This window comes from Methanobrevibacter sp., assembly GCF_030539665.1.
Classification (GTDB): domain Archaea; phylum Methanobacteriota; class Methanobacteria; order Methanobacteriales; family Methanobacteriaceae; genus Methanocatella.
Map to the genome: position 1 here is coordinate 213,870 of NZ_JAUNXR010000001.1, position 23,505 is coordinate 237,374.

Below are 23,505 nucleotides of genomic sequence, written 5' to 3' on the forward strand. Positions count from 1 at the left end.
GATTGTTTATTTTGTATTCATAATATATATAATATTGTTTTTTTACAATTTCTTTATTTTTTTAATTTTCAATTATTAATTCATTATATTTTAAAAAAAATTTTAATTAAACCCCAATTCCTTTCTAAAACAATTTTAAAAACACTTTATCAAAAGTAATTTTAGCAAACATTTTATATTATAATAAGGCAAATATAAGAATTAGTCAAGTAATTTTTAATTATTTGGCTATCAAATTAGGAAAAATTTGTATGGTTTTGAAAAATTATTTCAATAAAAAGCTACTGCTGGGTATTGTTTTCATTTTTCTAATCTGTATCAATTGCAGTTTTGCAAATCCTACAGATGACTTGAACAATGTTTCAATGCTTAGCAGCAATGTTCAGAATTTTTCTAATAACCATGTCATAACCAATGAGAATTTCGCAGACTACTTTGCAAATAACGAATTGAAATCTGAATATGAAAACCAGAGTATTTCATTTTCAGGCAATTTCACTGATTTGGGCACTTTGAAAATAGCTAATTCAAATGTCAATATCAATTGTAATGATTCATATTTCATTAATACTGGATTTCATTTGAAAGGGGAAAACATAACATTGGCCAACGGAATCTTTTTGGCAAATGTTTCTTTTCCAAACAGTGATGATTCATTGATTCTAATAGAAAACAATGGAATCAAGGTTTCCAACAACAAGATTAGCTACATCACACCGAACTCTACTGCTCATGGAATCTATTTGAAGGGTAGCAAAACAGATTCTTTCGAAAATGTTAGCATAAGCAACAACGATATCTATTTCGAATCTCACAATCTTGAAAACGGATACAATTATGCTCTGGCAATCACTTATGCTGACGATGTAATGGTTTATGGCAATAAAATCAATACTTCACTTCCCTTAAGGCCGGTAAGTTGGAATCAGGGAATATATGGTGGAATAGGAATGGAATTCGTTGCAACAATAGCATTCGGACAATGTGAACATCTAACAATGTCCGGCAACTACATTTACACATCCGGAAATGGAAGGTTCGGTCAATACCCTACATTGGACGCTTGTCTGCTTTACAAGTGTGATTACTCCCTTATAGAAAACAACACAATAATAGAGGTTGACTACGACACTCCAATTGATGTGGACAATTATCTTTATGCTATTGATATGTTCCTCTGTGACGATACAACAGTTGTTTACAACAACGTCCATGTCAGAACTACTGGGGGACAAATGTCACATGGAACTGCATATCCTATGCAGGTCACAGGACCATCTAACAATCTCAAGCTTGCTTTCAACAACATCAGTTCAGTAAGCAACGGTCCAAACATCGGAATATATTCCTCCAACTTCTATGGGGAAACTCATATTCATCTTGTAAGCAACCACATCAACATCACTGGCCGTGCTGGAGGGGACTCCTGGGCATTGGTTGCAGGAATTGAAGTTCAGGATACCAATGATTTGATACTGAACAATACCATAGAGGTTCACAACACCTTAAACAGCAGTTTAGGAAACCTTTATGGAATCAGCTATTCACAACCGACAAACTATGATCATGCATACAATATTCAATATAATACTGTAATCTCCGAAGGGCAATATGCAGTAACCTTGAAAGGTCAGCCTAATGGTATGGTTGTGGATACAATCGTTGCAAACAATCAGATAGTGTCCAGCAAAGGTGAAGGAAACAAGGCAGTTATGGTTGGAGGATCCCTCCGTAACGTAACAGTCAAGAACAACACAGGACTCAAAGTGGATAAGAAGGTCATGTCTGAAGAATTATATCCAGACTGGTTAAAAGATTATCTTGAAGATTTAAACAATAGGATTGAAGCTAACAAGGAATCAGGTAGTGGCACTCCCTCAACTAATAATACGAACACCGAAGTTAATAACAACACTTCTGTAGAGTTGCCAAACAATTCCACTAGTGGAAATTCATCAATTGCTGGAAATCAGACAGGTAATGGAACCGGAAACGTAACCGGTAACAACACAATATCTGGAAATGCCACCACAGACATTGAAAACAGTAACTCTTCAGAGAATGTTGATTCTAACTTAAATGGGGACAGCAGCAATAATTTCGAAAATAATGGTAATATTGTTAACGACATTGTTGACAATGCAAACATCAGCAATTCCACAGTAACAAATAGTACCTTGATATTGAGAAATAATGTTACATCTTCAATTAGTCCGGGATTGACAAGCCAATTGTTATCTTCAGAAAGTCCTGCAGAGTCTGCTAGTGCTTCAAAAGCTCATGAAGTTTCAAAAACATCCAAGAAAGTTAAATCAGATGATTTAAAACCTTACTTCATAGTAGGTATTGTTGTTTTATTGGCATTGCTATTAGTTGGTTATAAGCGATATGGTTCAAAAGAAGATTAAATTTGTTTTTTTTTAAAATGCCTTAGGGCATTTTTCTTTATTTTTAGAGTTTTGGAGATATTATCTTTTTTATATATTTTGCACCCAGCAATAAATATTGTATTTGAACTGGAAAATTTAGCTCTCTTCTAACATTAAATTTATCTGGAGTTAATAATAACATAATTATTAAATAATTAGGGTGTTTTAGAATGGTGGTTATCGCAACAACTAAGGTTTATCTAAATAAACAAACAGCAATTCCCAGACAAATAATTGAAACATTGGAAATTGGTGAAAATGATGTTATTGAATGGGATTTAGATAAAGACAATAATGTAAAATTAAATTTTAGAAAAAGAGAAAAAGAGTGGACTTTCGATGACATTGTAGGTTTGATGAAAACAAAAGAAAAAACCAATGCGGTTGAGCTGGAAATGGAGCCATATCAATAAAACTTGTTTTTATGCCAAATATTCTCCATAAAAGAATCAGTATTTAAAATAAAATTAGTTATGATAAGCAATTTGAAAGATGTGATAATGTAGTGTTGATAAACAATCTTTGACTTTTAAAAATAGAAAATTAAAGTCCTAGGCAGGACTTTCCTTAAGTTTAATGTATTCGTCTATGGACTCTCTAGTGGTTCCGACAACAAGTCTGTAGCTGATGTCAGTTCCGTTTTTAATTACCTTTTCAACCTTTCCGCGAGCTACAACTTCCTCTTCGTCTTCCACTTCTCCGGCATAGGTGTGGGTAAACGATACCAATTCTGTAATTGGAGCCTCTACTCCGTCAATTATCTTCAGGTCTTCAATGGTATAAAGTGATGGGTTGTCAAAGGCTCCCAATGCACTTACAATCTTGCATTCGACGCTTGCCACTCCTATAGGTTCATAAACTGTATCTCCCCATTCACCTTCAATCTCATCATAGTCCTTGGTGGCCAATATGTCAAATAATGTTCCATCGATGGTTCCACGGTTTCCTTTTCTGTTTTCATACCATCTGAATTCCTCTTTGGATAGGCTATCATCCTTTATTCTTTTATCGTAAAGGAAATCCCAGTAGTCATCAGTAATTCCCATTACCTTTATTGATTTTCCGATTTCATCAATATAAACGTCCTTTCCTTTGTTTTCCCTAAATGCTTTCATGGCTTTTCTATGATTTTCAAGGCCGAAAATTACAAAATCAATGTCTGAAACATCACTTTTATGAAGTCCTGGAAGGATTGAGCCTGAAATTCCAAGATGGTCATAATCAATGCCTGCCACATAATGGAAAAAGTCAGCAACATCCAGAAGCTTAGCAACGATTTCGGGATTTTTGCTTTCCCCATTTTCCCTTATGTCCCTAAGACGATTCTGTGGCCTTATGATTTGCTCTACCTTTTCAAGTGGAACCCCCATCATGTTTTTGACCTTGGTTACATCACAATCATAAAGGTAATCAGGATAATTTTCAGTCAAATATTCATAAGCTTCATCAGAACTTACTTTTCTGTATTTTGTGCCGTTCTTTTCACGATCGCCATTTTCATCGGGAACATATCTTAAAAATGAAATATAACGACCCTCAGGATGAACATAATTTGTTGAAGCAAAGAATAATCCGTCAGTGGTATAAATAAAATCTCTTGTTCTTACCTTTTCCATAAAAACACTCCCTAATATATAAATTGTCGATTTTTATATAAAAATCATTTTCTTTTGAGCATTCATGTCATTATTGATTATTTTAGTAAAGGCATTAAACAAAAAGTGGATTTCATAAAAAATAAATTAAATAAAGAATATCGCAATATCTAGAAAATCCAGACAGTCCCATTTGATATTCTTCATTACTCATTAACAAAGGATTGATATAAAATATGTGAATACATATTCTGTAATCCGATTTGTTGAAAAAACTATAAATAGTTTCTCTTGCAAATGAAAGCAATATTATTGATTTAAACTATTGTTCGTTATTTTCAATATTCATGTCTTTAAACTATTCAATTTTTAAATAAAACAATTATTATTAATTAAATCAATATTTCAGATTAATACAATATTCAAAATGTGGAAGAATCAGATATAGAAAAGACTTCCTTAAAACAGATTAATATGGAAATTTTAAGTTAAGATAAAAATAAATTCTTCATTATTGATTCATTAATGCTAGTTGCATATAGCAAATTGTCATATGCAACTTCCTTGTAGCATTAATTTATTTTCATTAGAATTAATATTGTAGTGTCTAATAAAGACTTCGAATATAGTTTCTATATTCTTGAATATTAATTAAGAGTTTTATTTGTTATAAATATGTGCTATCCTGTCAATTTCACGCATGAATATATTTTTTCACTATCTCTCTTCAATGAACATATTTAATAAAAATAATGCCCATATCTTTAATTAGGAGATTTTATGAGTATTGAACACAAACATGTTGCAGAAATTTTTCCATATGATGGAAGTCAAATTGATGCTTCTTGGGCTTTTAGGGAATTTGGAATTTACGGATCATCCATCATAACATGGGTTGGTCCAGTAAACATAACTCCGGACAACCTGAAGGATTTTGCTGATGTAGGACTTGAAATCAAGTCTAATTATATGATTAATTTTATTTGTGAATTTTTTGATTGTCAACCTGCCAATATGAGAATAGCTTATCTTCGCCAAAGACTTCTTGTGATGATATTTAGGGAAATATTGTTTGAAAAGGGAGTTGAAACCAAAAGGGAGGGTGATGATATCTTTGTGGATGGCAGAAAACTTAGCATATCAATCGCTACAGCCAGCTTAAGCAGTATGAAGATTCATTTTGCTCTTAATCTTGAAGATAAGGGAACTCCTGATGATGTGGATACTATCGGTTTGTTTGACATTACTGATGAAGACAACAATCAGATATTTGATGACGGCAATCTTGTAGATCTAGTTAACGAAACAGTCGATAGATTTATATTGGAGTTAGAAACAATTGAAAATGATATTTCAAAAACTAATTTATTATAGTAGGTGATTTAAGATGAAAATTTTAATTAACGGTATTCAATCCAATTTAAGGTTCTCTTCAGCGCATATAATTCCAGGACATCCAACCTGCGGTCATATCCATGGACATTCCTATTTTGTGGATGTTGAAATTGAAGGTGACCGTGCTGGGGAATTTGATTTTGTAGTTGATTTTAAAGATGTTAAGGCATATACAAAAGCCATTTGCGATACCTTGGATCACAGGCTTTTAATCCCAGTTCAAAATGATTTGATTGAATTCAAGGACTTTACCAAATGGGCGGACCCTATTGAAAAGTTGGAGGACGCAAAAACCGTTCATTTTAAGGTGGATGGTAAAGGATATAGCGTTCCTGCTGACGATTGTGTATTTTTAGACCTTCCATATACTTCAGCAGAGGAATTGTCCAAATATTTTGCAGATATTTTAGTCAAAGAGCTATCTAAGAAATATGATAATTTATTTACACTTTCAGTATGTGTTAATGAAGGCATTGGTCAAGGGGCAATGTATACAAAAGAATTTGTGGAATAAAAATGAAAGCTCCAATAATTGAAATATTTTCAAGTTTTCAGGGTGAAGGACCGTATATTGGTCAAAGGCAGATATTTGTCCGTTTTGCCGGATGCAATTTGGATTGTAGCTACTGTGATACAAACAAAAGCAAATCTGAAAAATCCGGCAAGTCAATGACTGTGGAAGAGGTTGTTGATGAAATCAATAGGCTAAAAACACCTGACTGTAAGGTGGTTTCATTTACTGGTGGGGAGCCAAGCCTATACCCAGATTTCATCTCAGAGGTTTCTGAAAGGATTGATTTGAAGACACTTCTGGAAACAAACGGTACTTTGCCAGATAATATAAATAGAATTAAAAATCTGAACATTGTTTCGTTAGATATCAAACTTCCTGAACATTTTGATAATGATTATGATAAAACTATTTTTGATAATGAGATTAAATCATTACATTTATTAATGGCTAAGTCTATATTGGTATATTGTAAAATCGTTACGTTGCCAACAACAAAAACGAATACGATTAAAGAGGTAATAGAAAAACTTTCTGAAAGTACAATAAATAATGAGCTTCAAATTGATATTCAACCATCCAGTCCACTTTCAGACTGGAAGGGCAATACTTGGAAGTTATTTAAATTTTCAGAGATTGCAGGGGAATATTTTGAAGTTTCCACTATTCCGCAAATTCATCCGATTTTGAATATTGAATAGTGATCTTTATTTAATGTTTTCATTGCCTTTCTGCTGTGGCAACTCTCGAAAGAGGTGTATACAAATGAAAGATAAAAAAGCAATAAATGTAAGTAAATCAGGAAATAGAGGTTCAATTGAACATCAAACTAAAGCTGCAGACCATGATGGGGACATTATGGAAATGGCAAGCAGGGATGTTCTTTCAATACCACCATCAACCAGCATTAAAGAAACAACTGAAATTATGATGGAACATAAATTCAGAAGATTGCCTGTAACCGATCCGGGTTCAGGTAAAGTTTTAGGTATTGTTACTGTTATGGATGTCTTAAATTTCCTTGGTGGGGGAGATAAATTCAACATCATCGAGAAAAAATATGATGATAACTTTTTAGCGGCTATCAATGTTCCTGTTAAAGAAATCATGTCAACTGGTGTAATTACCTTATCTAATAAGGCATCCGTTGATGAGACTATCAAAACCATGCTGGACAATCAAATTGGTGCAGTTCCAATTATTGACCATGACGGAAACCTTGTAGGTATTATCACCGAAAGGGATGTTGCATTGTCTCTTGCAGGAGTATTGACCGAAGAGGAAGTACAAGACTACATGAGTACTAAAGTTTTCACTACCACTCCTGGAACCCCTGTTGAAGGAGCATGTAAAATAATGGTAAGAAATAGCTTAAGAAGAATCCCTATTGTTGGAGGGGATGCAGACATTTCAAAAGCTAATAAAAAACTTTTAGGAATGGTAACTTCAACAGATATTGTAAACTTCTTAAACGATAAAGAACTATTCGGTAATTTAAAAGGCAATTCTGCAACAGAAGTATTGGACACTAAACTTTCTGAAATAATGGTTACTGATTTAGTGACTGTTGCACCAAATGAGAAATTAGGTGACTTATGCTTAACCTTCGCTGAAAAGAACATTGGTGGAGCACCTGTTGTAAAAGATGGCAAAATTGTAGGTATTATTACCGAAAGAGATGTTATCAAAGCTATTAAAAAATTCTAAATAACTATTTGTAGGAGATGAAGTTATGAAAATTAAAAATTTAATGACAGAAGATTTAATCACTATCGATAAAGATCAAAATTTAACAGACGCATTAAAATTGATGCATAAACATAAAATATCTAGATTGCCGGTTTTAAATGCAAATCATGAACACAAAAAGGAACTTGTAGGTATTATATCAGAAAGGGATATAGCTGATAAGATAGGCTCTGCAAAATTTGAGAAAAAGCCAATTTCAAGAATTCATGTTTCCTCTGTAATGGTTAAGGACATAATTACCGTTCCTGAAGATATGGATTTGATAGATGTAGCTAAATTGATGTTTGACAATGGAATAGGTTCTGTTCCAGTAATGGATGATGAAAATAATCTTGTGGGAATTGTTTCAAAAGCAGACTTCTTAACATTAGCTAACGGAAAGGCTTTTGACAAATTATACGTAAAGGATGTAATGTCTAAAAATATAACTTCCGTTTCACCTGACGAAAGGGTGGTTCATGCAAGAAGATTGATGATTGATGCAAAAGTGGGCAGACTTCCTGTTATTGAAAATGATAAGTTAGTGGGTATGATTACTTATAAGGATTTGATTAGAGCATTCCTTGATATTAAGAAAAATGTTCCTGAAAATCATCAAAAAGTTCATTTAAAAGAACTTTTAGTGGATGAAATCATGACTCCAAATCCATTATCTGCTAATGAATATGAATCCGTTTCAAAAGTTGATAATTTGATGATTGAAACAGGATTCAATGGAATTCCAACTATTAATGATAATAATTATGTAGTTGGTATTATAACTCAAACAGACATTTTAGGTTTGTTGATTGAGTTAGAATCTTAAATATGGCTATTTTTTAGCTATATTATTATTTTTTTAGGAGGACTTTTTATAAAACCAATATCATTTTTAGGACCTAAAGGCACATTCACCCATGAAGCGGCCAGCACAATATCTGACAATTTAGTTTCTTACTGCACAATTCCGGCAGTTTTGGAAAGTGTTGCAACAGGAGAATGCAATAGGGGTGTTGTTCCAATTGAAAATTCAATAGAGGGTGCTGTTTCCCAAACTCTTGACTTATTCGCACATAAATATGATTTAAAGATTCATGATGAAATCATTATTCCAATTAATCATAATTTGATCGTAAACAAGGGAGTGTCACTTGATGAGATTACTGATGTATATTCTCATTCACAGGCTTTGGGTCAATGTCAGGGTTTTATAAATGAAAACAATATTCAGCCTCATTTTGCAATAAGTACGGCAAATGCCGTTAAAAGCATAATGGGAAATGAAAATGCTGCAGCTATTGGAAATAAAAAGGCTGCCGAACTTTATGACATGGAAATTTTAATCAGTGGAATTCAGGATGTTTCAAATAACGAGACTCGTTTTGTAATAGTTTCCAATGACGATCATGCTCCCACAGGAAAGGATAAAACTTCAATCGCATTTTCTTTTTATGAAGATAATCCTGGGGAACTTTATAAGATTTTGGGAATTTTCTATAAGGCTAATGTAAACTTAACCAAAGTGGAATCCAGGCCATCTAAGGAAGGTTTGGGAAATTATATTTTCTTTTTGGATTTTTATGGTCATAGGACTGATGACAACATTAAGAATATTCTTGCGGAAATAGAGGAAAACACTTCTGTTTTAAAGGTCTTAGGTTCATACCCCATATTCAGTTATTAAGTAAACTTTAAATTATTGTTTTAATATAAGTATTATTAATACAAATTAAAGGAGGGTATCAGTGCAGGACGAAAAACAACATATTCTAAATGTTATGAGAAGTCTTGAGGAAGACTATAAGGCCGGTAAAGTCTCACCTAAGAAATATAAATTTTACATGGCTAAATATAATGATAGACTTAGATATTTGGATAAGAATGCAGCTACTAATAGGATTCGTTCAATGCAAGGCAAACCTGCTCCTGACACTCAACGCAGAAGAAAAAAATATAAGAAAGCTGCTGATAAAAGAAGAAAAGAAGAAAATGATCTTGTTCAAAAGTATATAATTGATCCTAAAAAAGGAGATAAGAATTTAAATGCAAAAAAGAAAAAGGAAATGAAATCAGGAACTTATAAGTTGCTTATTGTCCTGATTTTGGTTATTGCATTTACCATAGGTATTAGTGCAGGTATTTTTGTTTTTGATTTCCAGGAAATGTCTGTTGTAAATTCCAACGCACTTGTTGAAGACACTGCATTCCCTGATTTAGGTAATGTAACGGTAGATACTAATGAGACTTCCAATTATACTGCCATAACCACAACCACTCCTGATGAAGATACTTATACTAGTGACGATTCTGATTATTCTACTGGAGATGATTACAGCGGTGATTCCAGTGGAGGTAGTTATGCACCTTCCCAGAGTCCAAGTCAAAGTCAAACTCCATCAACTCCTCAAACAGGCTCTGAAACTGGAGGATAGAATAATCCCTTTTTATTTTATTTAAGGTGATTTTATGAAAAGACATGTAATTGTGATTTTAATTGTTATTGGAATGATATGTTCTATTGGATGTGTTATGGCTGATAATCAGGCTTCTGGTAATCCTGGAGACATCCAATCTATATCTAAGGATGGAATTACAATTAGATTTCCATCAGATTGGGGTATTTCAAAAGCATCATCTAACTATTCAATAATTGCTATTTCAGATTTAAGCTCTGTTGATTCAAATGGAGTTGCTGAAGTTAACATTAATATTGAAAGGGATAAGTTTGAGGGTTCATTCGAAACTTTTGTAAATGACACTTATGCTAAAATGAAAAAGATTGGGGATTATAATTTAACTTCCTCTGGTCAGGTAGCTGTTGGGGATATGGAAGGCCTTGAATATACCTATACATCTGATATTAATGGTACTCAAAGGGAACATAAGGCCATATGGCTTGAGCATGGCGACGAGGCTTATGTTATAATGTATAGTGCTCCTATAGATCAATTTGATTCAAATTTAAAAATATTTGATTATGTTATTCATAATATTCAAATAAACTAATTTTTTATTTTTTTAATTTTTGAGGTTTTATTATGATTGTTTTATGTGTTACTGGAAGTATTGCTGCAACTGAAGCTATTAAATTAGCTCGTGAAATTAGAAGGAATGATGTTGAAGTTAAATGTTTTATGAGTCAGGCAGCATGTGATATTATAACTCCAAATGCAATGGAGTTCGCAACTGGTAATGAAGTTGTCACAGAACTTACAGGTAAAATAGAGCATGTTAAATATAGCCAAGAGGATTTGATATTGGTAGCTCCAGCTACTGCGAATACAATCAGTAAATTTGCATATAAAATAGCGGACAATCCAATTTCCACACTTTTGATTACTGCATATGGCCACAATACTCCAATTTTGTTCGTCCCATCTATGCATGACTCAATGTACACAGCAGTTAAGGACAATATTCAAAAAATTAAAGATGAAGGTTCTGCAAATTTCCTTAAACCAAGAATGGATGAGGGAAAGGCCAAATTTCCAGACAAGGAAGACATTGTTCTCGAATCATTAAGGTTAATAAATCAAAACAAGTAGTGATATTATTAATAAGAAAGTTTTAATTAGTTTAGGCGGAACATTCGAACCTATTGATGCGGTAAGGGGAATCAGCAATAATTCTTCTGGAAAAATGGGTTTGGAATTAGCTAAAGAAGCTTATATTCGTGGAGCTGATGTGACAGTGATTGTTGGAAACGTTTCCGTTAAAATCTCTTCACTTTTCAATTCAGTTCATGTTAAAACTACTCAAGATATGGCCGAAGCAGTTTTTGATTTAGTTCCCGAACATGATATTTTTATTTCGACCGCTGCTGTTTCTGATTTTAAAATAAGCGAGTTCAAAGATTCCAAGGTTTCATCTGAAAATAATTTGGACATCATATTAAAACCTACAGTAAAAATCCTAAGCAAGGTTAAGGAGATTAATCCTTCAATCTTTCTAGTGGGTTTTAAAGCATTGTATAACGCCCAAAGAAGCGAATTGATAGAAAGTGCTAAAAATCAGATTAAAAACTCAAAGACGGATTTGGTGGTGGCTAATGATGTTGGGGATAGAAATTGCACCTTCGGATCTGACAATAACAAGGTTTTGATCATTGGCGATGAAATAATTGAAACACCTTTAAAATCTAAAAAAGAAATCTCTAAAATAATTTGGGATGAGATTTTGAGAAAAATTTGATTTTTCCTTATTTTTTTAACAGTATTGAAGTTTTATTTCAAAAATAGATAAATTATTTGCTCTTTTATAAGTTCAATCCTCTAGGTAGTGTCCTTTTGGAGTTTTTTAAAAGAGTGAATGTCCCTAGAGGAGGTCGTTTTTGAACTTTATATAAATTGCATTAACATATTAATTATTGTTTTTTATATTATAAATAGCTAATTATAATATATATTTTAACAATTTTTTACTAAAAATTTTTCTCAACTAAAAAGCCGATGTGGTCTTTTTCATAAGGTTCTAGTTTGATTTTTTCAATAATCTTGAACCCTTTTTCTTTTAGCTTCTTTTCCTCTTCTTTGAAGATTTTTTTAGGTTTTTGGACTACATCAATACTTCTTGCCTTAAGCATTAACAATCCTATTCCATCTTCCTTGGCAAAAAGGTTCATGTTTTTCATAAATAGGCTTGTTTGGGTTGGCTGTGCAACATCACAATAAACCAAATCCACCTTTTCAACCAGATTCAAATATTGTTTGGGCTTTGTGGCATCTCCAAGTATTGGGGCAATATTTGAACGTCTATTGGATAATCTTACAAGTTTTTTACAGGTCACAGGTGAAAATTCCACAGCATAAACCATTCCATTTATTGCGATATCTGAAATGTGGGAAACTGTAGTTCCTGTAGAAGCACCTAAATAGAGTATTTTTTCATCCTCTACAATGTCTAAATTTGATAGTCCATTCATTAGGCCTGCAGCTAATTTCGAACGGTAAGGATTCCAAAGCCTGTATTCTTTGTCATCTTCCTTGAGCAGTTTTTCACCATAGACTGAAATCCCTGGAACTAAATTTTCAGTAGCTATTTGGTCTTCTTTTAAATAAACTTTCATGTTTTACTTCCTTCTTCTTTTGTTTTTTCTTTTTTTACCTTTTTTAGCTTTTTTACGTCCTTTTGTTTTTTCCTCTTGACGTCTTTTGGTGGTTTTTGTTGGGAACGGATTTGCTTTTTCAATCTCTTCTACTTTCTGTTCAAATTTCTCATATATTTCCGGATCGATGTCCTTGGTATAGACGTCTTTACGTGTAGCTAATGATATTCTTGATGCAAGGGTTCTTGCTATTTTTCCCCTATTCCACCATTTTGAACCTCTTACTTTTGGATGTTGGTATATCAAACCATATTTTGGAGGCCTATCTCCACTTTTAAGATGTCTGAACAATGCTTTTTCAGCACCCATTATCTGCACTGTACTTGATGGGTATGTGGAAAGCCTTTTGATTCCTCCTGCATGGGATATTAGTTTTGCTCCAAGTGTTGGCCCTACAAGTGCCTTTAAGTTAGGGGCAATTGATTCCATTTTCATTTCAATATATTTTTCAATGCTTTTTCTAGTGTTTTGAAGTTCATATATTGAATTTGCATAGTTGTTTATAATGTCCAGGTCTTCCTGATTAATGTCCTCATCATCAAATTCATCAACATCAATCAGAAAAGCGTCAGGTTTCGCTTCAATGATTTTTGATTTTGTTTTATTTTCGGAGATTAGCTTTATGTAAGTCTCGTTATTTCTAATCATGTCCATTTCGGGGAAGTATAGTGCATACCATTCCCTTATTCTTTCAATCAATTTGCTGATGGCTTCGTCAATATCATCAATACTGTTGATGGCCTGTATCAGATGCTTGTCTTCTGATTTTGAAAGTTCCTTCATTTTATAGAGGCTTAGTTTCCTGTAATATTTGATAAATTCCTCTTTGGACATGTCAAAATCATCCATGTATTTGTCAAGATTTTCACGTAGTGTTTCTCCACCCAAATTTGGTGTTTTTATCTCGACATTTTTAAAATCCTTAAAATCAGAAGTTCTTTTGTTTGATTCTATTATGATGTTATCAAATTCATTTTCCAATTCTTCAATAATTTCTATCTCTTCAGCTACAAGCTCCTTATTTTCAAGAGAAATCATTCTAGAAACTATCTCGTCTTTTGGAAATGGTTTTATTTTAATTAAATCTTGGTTGTCTTTAAAAGCTAGAAAACCACCAATAAAATATGTTATATAGCAATCCATAGATTTATTATTAATTTTTATTTTTAAATATCTTTACATAATTATAAATGATTTAGCAAACAAAGTTATTATTTAATTAAATAATGTTGGTGTATTAAATGTTGAAGACTAATGTTTGTGGTGTTGAATTGGAAAATCCTTTAATGTTAGCCGCAGGAATATTGGGAAGCAATTCATCTTCTCTTAATATGATTTTAAACTCAGGAGCAGGTGGGGTTGTTACTAAATCTTTTTCAAAAGATCCTAATCCTGGTTACATAAACCCTACAACAGTAGGGGTTGATTGTGGAATTATCAATGCGATTGGTTTGTCCAATCCAGGTGTTGATAACTTTTTAGAAGAAATTAAGAAAGTCAACGCTGATGAGGGAAAGGCAGTAATTGCTTCTATTTACGGATCCATGCCTGAGGAATTCAGTTATCTTGTTGAAGCAGTTCAGGAATATGTTGATATGATTGAATTAAATATTTCCTGTCCTCATGCAATGGCCGGTTGTGGGGCAGCTATTGGTCAGGACCCTAATCTTTCTCACAAAATAGTATCTGCTGCCAGTGAAGTGTCAGATGTTCCAATTTTAGCTAAATTAACTCCAAATGTTACAGACATCGCTGAAATTGCAAAGGCCTGTGAAGATGCAGGTGCAGATGGATTGACACTTATTAACTCATTAGGTCCTGGAATGGTAATAAATATTGATGTTGCAAAGCCTGTTTTGTCAAATAAGATGGGTGGAATGAGCGGTAAGGCCGTAAAGCCAATCGCTATTCGTGATGTGTTTGTAGTTTATGATGCGGTTGATATTCCAATTATAGGTGTTGGAGGAATTTCCAATTATCGTGATGTTGTTGAATTTATTTATGCTGGAGCAAGTGCAGTTCAAATAGGAACTTCTATTATGAATGAGGGCGTAGATGTTTTCAATAGGATTAACATTGGTTTAGAGGGATTCATGAAAGAAAAAGGATTTTCTTCAATTGAGGAAATGATTGGTTTAGCACATGGTGATATAAATGGTTAATGCTCCAGTTATTGTTAATATCGAGAAGATTGTAGAAGAAACACCAACTATTAAAACATTTTTATTTAATTGGGATATGGACAAATACGGAGTTCCTAATCCTGGGGAATTTGTAATGGTTTGGAATTTTGAAAATGAAAAGCCAATGTCCATTTCAGTTATTGACGAGCATAATGGTCAATTGGGAATTTCTGTAAAAAATGTTGGTGAGTTTACTAACTCTCTTCATCAATTAGATGAGGGTGACCAGATAGGAATTCGCGGAAGTTATGGCCATGGATTCAAAACAGATTTTGAAGACAAAAGGATATTGGCTATTGGTGGCGGAGTTGGAATGGCCCCAATTAATGCAATAGCTAAGGATCTGCTCATTAAAGGAAATAATGTTGATGTTATAACTGCAGGAGTTACTTATGATGAGCTTTTATTCATGAACTCTTTGAAAGAGCTTGGCGCTACAATTCATGCTTGTACTGATGATGGATCTTTTGGTTTTGAAGGATTTGCAACAGACTGCTGTTTGGAAGTTCTTAAAGAGAATGATTTTGACATGGTATTTGTTTGCGGGCCTGAAATCATGATGAAAGGTATTTATGATATCCTGAACGAGCATGAAATTGATTACGAATTTTCACTTGAAAGGTACATGAAATGCGCTATTGGAATATGTGGGCAATGTTGCCTTGACCCGACTGGATGGAGAGTATGTGCTGAAGGACCTATTTTCAATAAAGAGAACTTGGCCAAAATCGATGAGTTCGGAAAATATAAGAGAGACGCTTCAGGTATAAAGCTTTAAATCGTGATATTGATGGAAAAAGATATTAAGGAATACATAACTGCTCCTATTTTGCTTATTGCTGTACTTTTAGGATTGTCTCTTTGTGTAATGGTTCCTGTTTTGGACATGGTTATTTTAGGAGCTATTTTAGCTTTTCTAATAAGGCCAATTTCACTTAAAATTCAATCTAGCTTAAAATATTCTTCAGTTTCAATTATAGTGGCCATTATTTTGGTTATTATTCCTTTAATTCTTTTACTGGCATATATGCTATCGGTCATTGTCGGTGTTACTTCAGATTTCATAGCTGCAAATCAGATTTCGTCATTAAATTTGAATCAGAGCATTGCAACCTTTACAAATTATTTGCCGATTGATTATTCGGCAAGTAGCTTAATCGATTATGTTGACAATTCAATCAATCAGGGCGGAAGCATTGTTTTAAATTATATTATGGGATTGGCTAAGAAATTGCCTGACATTTCAATTAAGCTATTCGTACTGATCTGTTCTCTATTTTATTTTGCAAGAGATGGGAATAAAGCATATGATTTCGTTGAAGAGTTGGTGCCGGACAAACATAAAAATTTCTTCAAAGAAACCTGTTCTGAAGTCAAAAATGTTCTAAACAGTATTTTTTATGGTCATTTTTTAACAGCTTTAATTTTAGGTATCATTGCTGCTGTTGGCTACTCTCTTTTAGGTTATCCTTATGGGATATTTTTAGGTATCTTGACTGGTATCTTTCAGCTGATTCCTGTAATCGGGCCTTGGCCGATATATTGGGTGCTGGCCATATGGGATTTCTTCAATGGAAATTATGTGCGGATGATCATAGTTTTGTTATTTGGATTTGGATTGAGTTTAAGTGATATGTACATAAGGCCTGCATTATCAAGTCATTATGCTGAAGTTCCGCCTTTAATATTGTTAATTGGATTTTTGGCAGGTCCTTTGGTTTATGGAATTGTAGGATTTATTATGGGGCCTTTAATATTGGGAATTACTTATGCAGTATTGGTAAGCTATAAAAATGAGCAGAAAAGGGAAGTGGAGTAAAATGGAAAAAGAGGTTGTGATTTTAGACATTGATTATGTAACTGAAGATGATTCTCCGGTTATTCGTCTTTTTGCAAAGGAAAATGAAAATAATGTTGTTCTGATTGACGATTCATTTAAACCTTATTTATATGTTCTTCCTGTGGGGCTTCCGGATGAGTGTGAAAAGGAGATTCTTGAAGAGATTTCCGATGTGGAAATTGAAAAGGTGGTTAGGAAAGATTTTCAGTATGAAACAGATTTTCTTAAAGTCACATTTAAAAATCCTCAGTCATTGGCTAAGCATAGGGATACTCTTAGGGGCTTAAGTGAAGTGGTTGAGATAAGGGAATTTGACATTCCTTTTTACAGAAGATATCTGATTAATAAGAATGTAATTCCGATGACTAAAGTCAAGGCTGTTGGGGAATCATTAGAATCATTTGGAACTTTAGATGCCGATAAGTTGGACATTGAAATTATTAAGCTAACAGAGCCTCTTGAAACCGTCAATGGGAATGTAACTGATTTCAGAATTCTTAGTTTTGATTTGGAAGTTAGAAATCCTAGGGGAATGCCGAATCCTGATGAGGATGAAATCATCATGATTGGTGTCTACAGCAATTTTGGTGTCAGAAAGGTTATCTCCACTAAGAACAAGACAACTGAAAATGATTTCGTTGAAACTGTTGGTTCGGAAAAGGAGATGATTGAAACTTTTGTAGATTTGATTAAGAAAAGCAATGTTGACATTATTGTTGGATATAATTCAGATAATTTCGATTTCCCATATCTTAAAGACAGAGCAAAAATTTTAGACGTTGATATAGATATAGGTATGGATGGATCCACAGTTAAATTCATACGTCGCGGATATGCAAATGCAGCTTCAATTAAAGGATTGGTTCATGTTGATCTCTATCTTGTAATGAGGCGTTATATGTCTTTAGAGAGATATACATTGGAACGGGTTTACGAGGAATTATTCGGCATAGAAAAAATAGACGTTCCCGGTGATAAGATATGGCAATATTGGGATAGCGATGGTGAAAAGCTCGACCTGCTTTTTGACTACTCACTGGATGATGTAGTGGCAACTCTTGAAATAGCTGAACAGACTTTGCCATTAAACCTAGAACTTACCCATATTGTAGGTCAGCCACTATTTGATTTAAGTCGTATGGCCACAGGTCAACAGGCAGAATGGTTTTTGGTAAAAGAGGCATATTTTGATGATGAGGTCATTCCTAACAAGTCAAATGCTAATTTTACAGATAGGCAAACTGCAGACAATAATGCAGGAGGTTACGTAAGGGAGCCAGATACAGGGTTGCATGAAAATCTCGTTCAGTTCGATTTCAGAAGTCTGTATCCAAGTATCATCATTTCAAAAAACATTTCTCCAGATGTCTTGGAATTTGGAGAGGTGGAAAACATTGACGACTACAATGTCGCACCAGAACATGAATTCAAATTTAAAAAAGAGCCAAAAGGTTTCATCCCGTCAGTTATAGCTAAAATTCTCAATGAAAGGTTCAAAATAAAACGTGCAATGAAAGAAAGCACAGACCCAATCGAAAAAAGAACATTGGATGTGCAACAGCAGGCAATAAAAAGACTGGCCAACACAATGTATGGTATTTATGGATTCCCACGTTTCAGATGGTATTCATTCGAATGTGCAAAAGCAATTACTGCATGGGGAAGGCAATATATTAAAAAATCAATAAAAGAAGCGGAAAAATACGGTTTTTATGCAATATATGCAGATACCGATGGTTTTTATGCAAAATATAAAAAAAATAAGGATGAAGAATAATTAAATTATTCTTCTAGATATGAATCTAAATCAATATCTAAATTAGAACAAATTTCGTTTAACTGTTCATATAATTTTTCATCAATTTGAATTCCATTAGCTTCTGCTTCAGCAACTCTTTTTGTTTCCAAATCTCCTGGAATGAAGGTATCACCAGTGGATCTTACTTGAGCACAGAAAGCTTCGGTTTCTTCTTTGAATTGTTCAGGGTCTACAAATTTAGAAGGATCAATTGCAACATACAAATCTCCTTTTGTACAGTCTTGAGTAGGATCAGCAGTTCCAGTTACTCCAAAACCCCAGCCTGCATTTACTAATGGTCCAGTTAATATTTCAATCATGAATGCAATTAAATAACCTTTAACTCCACCGAATGGTAAAATTGAACCTTCAAGTGCTGCATCAGGATCGTTGGTTGGTTTTCCATCTTTATCCAAAGCCCATCCGTCAGGAATGTCTAATCCTTTTCTTTTGGATTCTAATATTTTTCCACGAGCAGTAGCGGAAGTTGCCATATCTAATGCAATATAAGTATCTGAAGGAACTCCTAATGCAATAGGGTTGGTTCCGATAAGCTTGTCTTTAGCACCAATTGGAGCAATTGCAGGTTCTGTATTTGCAAGTACAAGACCTATGACGCCATCTCTAATAGCTAAATCTGAGTAAAAACCGGTTACACCAAAATGATTGGAATTGTGCACACCAACACAACCAATACCTACTTCTTTTGCTTTTTCAATAGCTAATTTCATAGCTTTGTATGCAACAGCTTGTCCAAATCCACTATTACCGTTAATTAAAGCGATTGCAGGTGTTTCTCTTTCAATAGTGATATTGTCTTCTAAATTGATAGTTCCATGTTCAATACCGATAATGTATTGTGGGAATCTTCCAAGACCATGTGAAGTAAATCCTTTTAAATCAGCATCAACAGTTGCTTCAGCTACAAGTTCACTATCTTCTTCACTAGCACCTAACTTTTTTAAAATTTCTTCTACAAGAGCAATTTCATTATCTTTTGTTATTTTCATTTTTTCACCGCCTTAATATTCAATTTCACTACCTTCAAAGGTTTTTATAGTAATTTTGTCATCGTCTGTAGCTTTTCCAATAATCTGACAATCACAATATGGTTTGATGATTTCCATAATTTTATCAGCCTCAGACTCGTCAGCTATTACGACAAAACCAGTTCCCATATTGAACACTCTATACATCTCTTCTAAAGGAACGTTTTGTTCATATATTAATTTGAAAATTTCTGGAACTTCTGGAAGATTGTTGATTTCATATCCTACGCCTTCTTTAAGACGTCTGAGGTTAGTAAATCCTCCTCCAGTAATATGCGCCAAACCATTTATTTTACAGTTTTCTTTAAATAATTTAACAATAGGCTCTACGTATAATCTTGTAGGTTTGAGCAATTCTTCACCAATGGTTGTATCTCCATTAGGCATTTTGTCATTTATGGTTAATCCAGCATCTTCAAAAATGGCTTTTCTGGCTAAACTATAACCGTTACTGTGTATTCCACTACTTTTAAGACCTATTAAAACGTCTCCGGTTTTAATATTTTCTCCAGTAATAATTTTATCAGTATCAACAAAACCAATACCGGTTCCAGCCAAATCAAAGTTTTCAATGATTCCTGGAAGTGATGCGGTTTCTCCACCAATGATAGCTATTTTAGATTCATGTGCTCCTTTTACAAGACCTTCAGCTATTTCTGCAGCCATTTCTGGATTTGGTTTCTCAACAGCGAGATAATCTACTAATGCTATTGGTTCTGCTCCAATACATATGATGTCATTTACAACCATTGCAATACAGTCAATACCGACAGTATCGTATTTGTCCATCATTTCAGCGATTAAAATTTTACTACCAACACCATCAGTACTCATTGCTATTGCCTTATCGCCTAATCTTACTAAAGCTGCATAATGACCGCTATTGGTCATGATATCTCTATATTTAAGGGTTGATTTGAGTTTTGATGCAAGTTTATCAACTGTAACAGCTTCAAGGTCTATATCAACACCAGATTCTGAATATGTAACCATTAATAACACCTATCTATTATTAAATTTTTAAAGAATTTAACTTTCATTATTATTTTGTTTTAATTATTATTTAATTATTGTTTTTTTATTATTGGATTCTAACACTGTCCAAATTCACAGGAGTTTTAGTGTCAATTTTATAACTTCTGTGGACACTGGATGCAAGGTCAACTGCTTTATATGGGTCTCCGTGACAGGTTAAAATTAAATCAGGTCTTGGATTAAGTCTTTTTACATAATCCATCAGTTGATGCCTGTTGGAGTGACCACTGAATCCATTAATGGTTTTAACTTGCATTTTTATGTTGAACACTTTATTTTTACCGTCATCTTCAAGAGGGATTTCTTTCCATCCCTTTTGAACTCTTCTACCTAGGGATCCTTCAGATTGGTATCCTACAAAGATTAAAGTATTTCTTTCGTCTTCACTTAACCATTTGAAGTATTCAACAGAGTTTCCACCAGTCAACATACCTGATGTTGAAAGAATGATTGCAGGTTCCGGACTTTCTACAATGTCCTTTCTTTGGTCAAGGTTGTGTACTTTTTTAAACATTTCTGACATGAATGGGTTTCTGCCCATATGGAATATTTGGTCTCTCAAATCTTTACTTAAGTATTCCGGTCTTGCGGTATGAATTGCAGTAGCTTCCCAAATCATACCGTCAATGTAAATCGGTACTTCGTCAATCATTCCATGTCTCATGTATTCTTCAAGTACTACCATAAGTTCCTGTGCTCTTCCTACTGCAAATACAGGTACTAAAACTTTTCCTCCGCGTTTTAAAGTTTTGTAAATGGTTTTCATCATTTCTTTTTCTGCAGAGTTTCTTGATGGTTGTACGTCTTCTCTTCCACCGTATGTACTTTCCATAATTACGGTTTCAGAACGTGGGAATCTTGTAGTTGCAGGCTCTAATAATCTGCTTCTTTCGTATTTGAAATCCCCAGTGTATACCAGGTTGTGAGCACCATCACCAATATGCATATGGGACATTGCAGAACCTAGGATATGTCCTGCATTGTGTAAAGTTAATCTGATGTCTGGAGAAATGTCGGTTACTTCCCCATAATCAAGAGTAATGGTATTTTTAATAGCTTGCTGTACATGTTTTCTATTAAACGGTAAAGGATTATCTTCTCTATGAGCTATATCAATATGGTCTAACTGTAAAAGGGTCATCAAATCTCTAGTAGGTGTTGTACAATAGATTGGACCATCGTAGCCATAATGATATAAGTAAGGAACAAATCCACAGTGGTCAAGGTGAGCATGTGAAATGATGACCGCATCCAAATCCTCAATTGAAAATTCAGGTACGTTTAAATAAGGGAATGCATTTTTATTGTCATTAGCAGCTACATTCACACCACAATCGAGTAAAACACGACTATTTGGTGTTTGTAAAAGCATTGAAGAACGTCCTACTTCTTTAAATCCTCCCATTGAGGTTACACGAGCCCAGTCATTTGGATATTTTCCATCCTGATGGATTCTTTGCCCTAAGTTCAAAAGGAATTTTTTACGTTCTTTTGTATGATTTTTCAATGTATTTCTTATTTTTCCGATTATCTCTGAACTGATTGGAGGTGTTCTTAAGATTTTTGGAGCCCATCCAGTATTCTTTACGATATTTCTTGAAGTTGCTCCGTATTTTCCAATTACAAGTCCTGGTTTTTTAGCAGTGATAACTACTTCACGAGTTACGGTATCAAAGTAAATGTCTGTTATTTCAGCTCCTTCCGGAACAATTTCATGAACTTTGTCAATTGTTTTTTCCGGATCAAGTAAAACAGATTTATCAGAACGAATAATAATACGTTTTCTTAAGTCTTTTGCCAATTTTCTTATTGTATCTCCATGTTCGGTTATAATTTGTGGATTTTTAGTGTAAGCAACTACTGCGGGGCCTTCATATTCTACTTTCGAAACCTCTGCATCTTTTGGCAAGTTACTTACAATAGTTTTTTTAATCTCCTTTATGCTCTCTGAAGTCATATAATCCCTTCAAAAAAAAGTTATGTGTAAAGATAGAGTTATGAAAAGCCGCAGTGGCTATAATTAGTTTAATTCATAACCTATTTACACTGTTATATAAAAAAATAGTTAGTATATGAAAAAACTAGTTCTTGATTTCTTCTAATATTTTATTAACTTTTTCATCATCTAACATTTCAAAGCCATCTTTGTCTACTTTAGCGACAAGATATCCATTTCCTGAATATGTGTCACGTTCAGCAGCAGCTTTTATAGCTCTTACGGCTATTTCTAATCCTTCGTCAACGTTAATGCCTTCTTGGTACCTGTCTTCTAATACTCCATATGCAACGATAGATCCAGATCCAGTTGATATGAATGTGTCTTTAATCATACCTCCTGCTGGGTCAAGTGAGTATAAGGAAGGTCCGTTATCATCTACTCCACCAAGTAATGTTTGAACCATCATTGGTCCGGAGCGTAAAATATTAGCAGTTAAGGAAGCAGCTGCTTTAATTGAAATTGGGGTATTGTTTCTCATTTCATATAAAGATACTTCAGCCTCAATAACTTTCATTAAACTCTGTGCATCTCCTACAGAACCTGCTATGGTTGTTACTATATGATCATTGATTTTGAATATTTTTTCAGCAACTTTGTGAGCAACAAGGTTTCCCATACTTGCTCTTCTTTCGCTTGCAAATACAACACCATCTTCACATGTAATTCCGACTGTTGTTGTACCTTCTAAAATTTTATCGTTCATTTCTACACCTCATATAAGTATTTAAAATTTTATCTTATTTCAACTACTTCATAGGTTATATAAAAATAATCATAAATATATCTTTATAAATTATTTATAAAATCAGAATCAACATTAGTATATAAACTAACTACAT

Annotated in this window: 23 protein-coding genes; 16 read left to right on the forward strand and 7 right to left on the reverse strand. The window is 33.6% G+C overall.

Annotated elements, in window-relative coordinates; translation table 11 throughout:
• The first annotated feature begins 251 nt into the window (after positions 1 to 251).
• Both Q4P18_RS00975 and Q4P18_RS00980 read left to right on the forward strand, forming a co-directional pair.
• Positions 252 to 2,408, forward strand: coding sequence for a hypothetical protein (locus tag Q4P18_RS00975; RefSeq protein ID WP_303334569.1), 2,157 nt, complete (start codon positions 252 to 254; stop codon positions 2,406 to 2,408).
• 191 nt (positions 2,409 to 2,599) lie between these two features.
• The gene (locus Q4P18_RS00980) at positions 2,600 to 2,842 is read left to right on the forward strand and encodes a hypothetical protein (protein ID WP_303334571.1); all 243 of its coding nucleotides are present in this window, start codon (positions 2,600 to 2,602) and stop codon (positions 2,840 to 2,842) included.
• Between the two features lie 138 nt (positions 2,843 to 2,980).
• On the opposite strand, the gene Q4P18_RS00985 is transcribed toward Q4P18_RS00980, so the two are convergent.
• Positions 2,981 to 4,045: a DNA polymerase subunit beta gene (locus Q4P18_RS00985; protein ID WP_303334573.1), complete on the reverse strand. Its 1,065-nt coding sequence runs from the start codon at positions 4,043 to 4,045 to the stop codon at positions 2,981 to 2,983.
• 759 nt (positions 4,046 to 4,804) lie between these two features.
• On the opposite strand from Q4P18_RS00985, the gene Q4P18_RS00990 reads away from it, so the two are divergent.
• From Q4P18_RS00990 to Q4P18_RS01035, 10 genes are all read left to right on the forward strand, one after another.
• Positions 4,805 to 5,398: a DUF366 family protein gene (locus Q4P18_RS00990; protein ID WP_303334575.1), complete on the forward strand. Its 594-nt coding sequence runs from the start codon at positions 4,805 to 4,807 to the stop codon at positions 5,396 to 5,398.
• 13 nt (positions 5,399 to 5,411) lie between these two features.
• The gene (locus Q4P18_RS00995) at positions 5,412 to 5,933 is read left to right on the forward strand and encodes a 6-carboxytetrahydropterin synthase (protein ID WP_303334577.1); all 522 of its coding nucleotides are present in this window, start codon (positions 5,412 to 5,414) and stop codon (positions 5,931 to 5,933) included.
• Between the two features lie 2 nt (positions 5,934 to 5,935).
• Positions 5,936 to 6,631, forward strand: coding sequence for a 7-carboxy-7-deazaguanine synthase QueE (locus tag Q4P18_RS01000; RefSeq protein ID WP_303334579.1), 696 nt, complete (start codon positions 5,936 to 5,938; stop codon positions 6,629 to 6,631).
• 64 nt (positions 6,632 to 6,695) lie between these two features.
• Positions 6,696 to 7,637, forward strand: coding sequence for a CBS domain-containing protein (locus Q4P18_RS01005; protein ID WP_303334581.1), 942 nt, complete (start codon positions 6,696 to 6,698; stop codon positions 7,635 to 7,637).
• 25 nt (positions 7,638 to 7,662) lie between these two features.
• A complete protein-coding gene (locus Q4P18_RS01010; protein ID WP_303334583.1) occupies positions 7,663 to 8,484 on the forward strand; it encodes a CBS domain-containing protein in 822 nt (273 codons plus the stop codon).
• 48 nt (positions 8,485 to 8,532) lie between these two features.
• Positions 8,533 to 9,342 carry a prephenate dehydratase gene (gene pheA / locus Q4P18_RS01015; RefSeq protein WP_303335148.1) on the forward strand — a complete coding sequence of 270 codons (810 nt, stop codon included), beginning with the start codon at positions 8,533 to 8,535 and terminating at the stop codon, positions 9,340 to 9,342.
• Positions 9,343 to 9,403: 61 nt separating this feature from the next.
• Positions 9,404 to 10,090 carry an endoglucanase gene (locus Q4P18_RS01020; protein ID WP_303334585.1) on the forward strand — a complete coding sequence of 229 codons (687 nt, stop codon included), beginning with the start codon at positions 9,404 to 9,406 and terminating at the stop codon, positions 10,088 to 10,090.
• 34 nt (positions 10,091 to 10,124) lie between these two features.
• Complete coding sequence (locus tag Q4P18_RS01025; RefSeq protein WP_303334587.1) at positions 10,125 to 10,664, forward strand: hypothetical protein; 540 nt, start codon at positions 10,125 to 10,127, stop codon at positions 10,662 to 10,664.
• 32 nt (positions 10,665 to 10,696) lie between these two features.
• Positions 10,697 to 11,203: a flavoprotein gene (locus Q4P18_RS01030; protein ID WP_303334589.1), complete on the forward strand. Its 507-nt coding sequence runs from the start codon at positions 10,697 to 10,699 to the stop codon at positions 11,201 to 11,203.
• 70 nt (positions 11,204 to 11,273) lie between these two features.
• Positions 11,274 to 11,849: a phosphopantothenoylcysteine decarboxylase gene (locus Q4P18_RS01035; protein ID WP_303335151.1), complete on the forward strand. Its 576-nt coding sequence runs from the start codon at positions 11,274 to 11,276 to the stop codon at positions 11,847 to 11,849.
• Between the two features lie 229 nt (positions 11,850 to 12,078).
• On the opposite strand, the gene Q4P18_RS01040 is transcribed toward Q4P18_RS01035, so the two are convergent.
• Together Q4P18_RS01040 and Q4P18_RS01045 are read right to left on the reverse strand one after the other, a co-directional pair.
• Complete coding sequence (locus tag Q4P18_RS01040; protein ID WP_303334591.1) at positions 12,079 to 12,723, reverse strand: fibrillarin-like rRNA/tRNA 2'-O-methyltransferase; 645 nt, start codon at positions 12,721 to 12,723, stop codon at positions 12,079 to 12,081.
• Positions 12,724 to 12,726: 3 nt separating this feature from the next.
• Complete coding sequence (locus Q4P18_RS01045) at positions 12,727 to 13,905, reverse strand: NOP5/NOP56 family protein (protein ID WP_303334593.1); 1,179 nt, start codon at positions 13,903 to 13,905, stop codon at positions 12,727 to 12,729.
• 98 nt (positions 13,906 to 14,003) lie between these two features.
• On the opposite strand from Q4P18_RS01045, the gene Q4P18_RS01050 reads away from it, so the two are divergent.
• From Q4P18_RS01050 to Q4P18_RS01065, 4 genes are read left to right on the forward strand one after another with little or no spacing between them, the layout of a single operon-like run.
• Positions 14,004 to 14,924 (forward strand): dihydroorotate dehydrogenase, encoded by a 921-nt coding sequence (locus Q4P18_RS01050; RefSeq protein ID WP_303334595.1) that lies wholly within the window; start codon positions 14,004 to 14,006, stop codon positions 14,922 to 14,924.
• A complete protein-coding gene (locus Q4P18_RS01055; protein WP_303334597.1) occupies positions 14,917 to 15,723 on the forward strand; it encodes a dihydroorotate dehydrogenase electron transfer subunit in 807 nt (268 codons plus the stop codon). Before Q4P18_RS01050 ends, Q4P18_RS01055 begins: the two co-directional genes overlap by 8 nt.
• 12 nt (positions 15,724 to 15,735) lie before the next feature.
• A complete protein-coding gene (locus tag Q4P18_RS01060) occupies positions 15,736 to 16,764 on the forward strand; it encodes an AI-2E family transporter (RefSeq protein WP_303334599.1) in 1,029 nt (342 codons plus the stop codon).
• 1 nt (position 16,765) lies between these two features.
• Positions 16,766 to 18,562, forward strand: coding sequence for a DNA-directed DNA polymerase (locus Q4P18_RS01065; protein WP_303334601.1), 1,797 nt, complete (start codon positions 16,766 to 16,768; stop codon positions 18,560 to 18,562).
• A 5-nt stretch (positions 18,563 to 18,567) separates the two neighbouring features.
• Here the strand turns inward: Q4P18_RS01065 and comC are convergent, their stop codons facing one another.
• The 4 genes from comC to psmB all read right to left on the reverse strand — a co-directional run bounded on the left by comC (position 18,568) and on the right by psmB (position 23,369).
• Positions 18,568 to 19,593 (reverse strand): L-sulfolactate dehydrogenase, encoded by a 1,026-nt coding sequence (comC, locus tag Q4P18_RS01070; protein WP_303334603.1) that lies wholly within the window; start codon positions 19,591 to 19,593, stop codon positions 18,568 to 18,570.
• A 12-nt stretch (positions 19,594 to 19,605) separates the two neighbouring features.
• The gene (gene purM, locus Q4P18_RS01075; protein ID WP_303334605.1) at positions 19,606 to 20,625 is read right to left on the reverse strand and encodes a phosphoribosylformylglycinamidine cyclo-ligase; all 1,020 of its coding nucleotides are present in this window, start codon (positions 20,623 to 20,625) and stop codon (positions 19,606 to 19,608) included.
• 88 nt (positions 20,626 to 20,713) lie between these two features.
• On the reverse strand, positions 20,714 to 22,624 hold the full coding sequence (locus Q4P18_RS01080; RefSeq protein ID WP_303334607.1) for a beta-CASP ribonuclease aCPSF1: 1,911 nt from the start codon (positions 22,622 to 22,624) through the stop codon (positions 20,714 to 20,716).
• Between the two features lie 124 nt (positions 22,625 to 22,748).
• The gene (gene psmB, locus Q4P18_RS01085; RefSeq protein WP_303334610.1) at positions 22,749 to 23,369 is read right to left on the reverse strand and encodes an archaeal proteasome endopeptidase complex subunit beta; all 621 of its coding nucleotides are present in this window, start codon (positions 23,367 to 23,369) and stop codon (positions 22,749 to 22,751) included.
• Between the last annotated feature and the right edge of the window lie 136 nt (positions 23,370 to 23,505).